We start from the raw sequence: 2,847 nt of genomic DNA on the forward strand, positions 1-2,847 counted from the left end.
GATGGCAGCACGCCGGCCGCCGATCGGGAGCGTCGGGTTGCCGCGTTTCAGGCCGGGCAATCGGATTTGTTCCTGATCAGCCTGCGCGCCGGCGGTACCGGGTTGAACCTGACGGCAGCCGATTATGTCGTGCATCTCGACCCCTGGTGGAATCCGGCGGTCGAAGATCAGGCCTCGGACCGCGCCCACCGCATCGGCCAGGAGCGACCGGTGACGATCTATCGCCTGATCATGGAAGGCAGTATCGAAGAACGCATCCTTGCCCTGCATCGGGACAAGCGCGATCTCGCCTCCGAACTCCTCGAAGGCGGCGAGGTCGCCGCCCGTCTGACCGAGGATGAATTGATCGATCTGATCCGGGTTTAGGCGGTTACCGAAATACGGTGTCCGACCATCACATCGGGGACGCTCGGGCTGGTCGACGCATCCGCCACCTGATCGAACGGCAGGGCCAGTTGATGCGACGGATGTCCCTCCCCGCCCAGATTGGAAATTGTAACGCCAAGCAGCCTCACCGGTAGCATCAGAGGAAAACACGATCGCAAAAGATCCAGGCTGATCCGCTCAAGCTCAACTCGTGTTGTAATCGCCTCCGGTGCGGACCGGCTCCGGGTGATCTGGCGGAAGTCGACGAATTTGAGTTTCACCGTGACCGTTCGCCCACCAGGCGCGCCCCTCTCATAGGCCGACCACAATCTGGCGAATACCGAGGCAAGCGCTGGTTTCACCTCGTCCCATGCCGTCAGGTCCTGCGCGAATGTCGTCTCGGCACCGAATGATTTTCGTTCACGGTCCGCCTCGACCGGCCGGTCGTCCTCGCCGCGGGCAACACCATAATAATATGCTGCCGCCTTCCCGAAATGCCGCGAGAGAAATGCCAGCGATTGGCGCCTCAGATCGAGGCCGGTGTAAATACCCAACGCATTCATCCTCTGTGCGGTCACAGGTCCCACGCCATGGAACTTGCCGACCGGAAGAGACTCGACGAAAGCCGGCCCCTGCCTTGGCGTGATGACGAACAAGCCATCAGGCTTGCGATGGTCCGAAGCCAATTTGGCGAGAAACTTATTATACGATACGCCAGCCGACGCCGTAAGATCGGTCTCCGCCTTGATAGCGGCACGGATTTCGGCGGCGAGCGCTGTGGCCGACCCGCAATCGATCAGCGGCGTGGTGACGTCGAGATAGGCTTCATCAAGCGACAGCGGTTGTATGACCGAGGTGTAGCGGCGGAAAATATTGTGAATCTGCTGGGACACTGCCTTGTAGACTTCAAATCGTGGCGGGACGAAAACCAAGCTAGGACATTGACGTTGGGCCGTGATCGACGGCATTGCCGACCTGACCCCAAATTTGCGAGCCTCATAACTGGCCGCCGCAACGACCCCGCGCGCCCGATTGCCACCAACCGCGACCGGCTTGCCGCAGAGCGATTTATCGTCACGTTGTTCGACCGATGCGTAGAAGGCGTCCATGTCGATATGGACGATCCGCCTGAGCGACGCGGTCAATGTAGGGGTCGGATTGATTCGATCCATCGCATCGATGTCCTACCATATGTTCAACCTGCCGAGAACAGAACAGGATTTTATGTCAGCAGGATCGCTGCATCTGGCGCTCAATTCACCGGGTTGAAAGCCCTTGTCGCGGCCACGGCGGCTATGGCAGGCTGAGTCCATCACATCTTTGACCAGGACGTCGCATTGAGCCAGAACGAAGAACTTGCACGGGTCAAGCAGCGGATCAAAACGCTAACAGAACGAACTGTCGCACGCGGTTGTACCGAGGCGGAGGCCATGACCGCTGCCGCGATGGTTGGAAGACTGCTGGAGCGCTACGCCTTGTCGATGGACGAGGTAGATGTGCGGAGTGAACCCTGCGTCGAAGTTGAGATTCCGATCGGCGGTCTTCGGCGGAGACCGATCGATGTCTGTGTTCCGGCCCTGGCTCGGTTTTGCGATTGCAAAGTCTGGCTCGCGCGGACCGACGGCGAGGCCAAATATATTTTCTTCGGCTTCTCAACTGACACCGCCCTCGCCTCCTATCTCTTTGCCGTTGTCGAGCGTGCGATCATCACCGAGCTGGCTGGATTTCGGCGACGAATGCCCCTGCTTCACAGTGTCAATCTCCGTCGAGCATCAGCTAGTTTTCAAGGAGGTCTTGCCGCGCGGGTCGCTGAACGCCTCGATGTCATGCATGCTGAACGAGAGGCGGCAGTTTCAGTGCGCCGTCCGGCCGGAAACGCATTGATCCTTGTACACCATCAGGTCGTGAACGACGCGTTCGAGGCAAGAAAACTTCGCCTCAGATCCCTCCCCGGCTTGACGGTTCATCGAAACGCCGCATACCGCGACGGACAGGCTGCCGGTGAGCGTGTGAACCTTCGGCGGCCCGTAGAGGTTGGCGAAAGTTGTTTGCTCCCGTGACCGCCGATCGTCAAAGATCTCGCGTGTATGAGTGGGAGGACCGCGTGATCCGTCCACTCGATCAAAGCGTGATAGCGTTTCCCCAGGTTCAGGGTATCGTCAACGCGATTTGGTCAGAAATGGGATTGCTCTATCCGCCCAGCGTCGAACGACTTCCTCACCAGACAAGATGTCGAATCGCCGACGCCACTCGTTTGGAAATCAGAGTAGCGCCAACGATACCCTCGTGGTGTCTACTTCACGAAATTGCACACGCTATGTCGAGTACTTTCGATGGATACTCAGATGGACACGGCCCTTTATTTTTAAAGTCTTATATTGGGCTATTAACTCTTTTCCTACGCTTAGACTACGACAGCATTTATTTGTCGGTACGAGAGGTGGGATTAAGTGTCAGCGAATTTCCAAATATACCTATTTT

At 57.9% G+C, this 2,847-nt stretch carries 4 protein-coding genes; 3 read left to right on the plus strand and 1 reads right to left on the minus strand.

The features are described 5' to 3' along the window. The coding region (locus tag ACP5E6_RS17895) for a helicase-related protein (RefSeq protein WP_427956565.1) at positions 1-366 on the plus strand (366 nt) is incomplete at its 5' end. Here ACP5E6_RS17895 and dinB read toward each other — a convergent pair. Then, on the minus strand, positions 363-1,511 hold the full coding sequence (gene dinB / locus ACP5E6_RS17900) for a DNA polymerase IV (RefSeq protein WP_427956571.1): 1,149 nt from the start codon (positions 1,509-1,511) through the stop codon (positions 363-365). The two genes, ACP5E6_RS17895 and dinB, sit on opposite strands and share 4 nt — an antisense overlap. Before the next feature lie 192 nt (positions 1,512-1,703). On the opposite strand from dinB, the gene ACP5E6_RS17905 reads away from it, so the two are divergent. Together ACP5E6_RS17905 and ACP5E6_RS17910 are read left to right on the plus strand one after the other, a co-directional pair. Continuing rightward, positions 1,704-2,426 (plus strand): DUF7168 domain-containing protein, encoded by a 723-nt coding sequence (locus ACP5E6_RS17905; protein ID WP_427956567.1) that lies wholly within the window; start codon positions 1,704-1,706, stop codon positions 2,424-2,426. 44 nt (positions 2,427-2,470) lie between these two features. Further along, on the plus strand, positions 2,471-2,847 hold a 377-nt coding region (locus tag ACP5E6_RS17910), incomplete at its 3' end, for a hypothetical protein (protein WP_427956568.1).

Source organism: Acidiphilium sp. (assembly GCF_049977125.1).
Taxonomy (GTDB): Bacteria; Pseudomonadota; Alphaproteobacteria; order Acetobacterales; family Acetobacteraceae; genus Acidiphilium.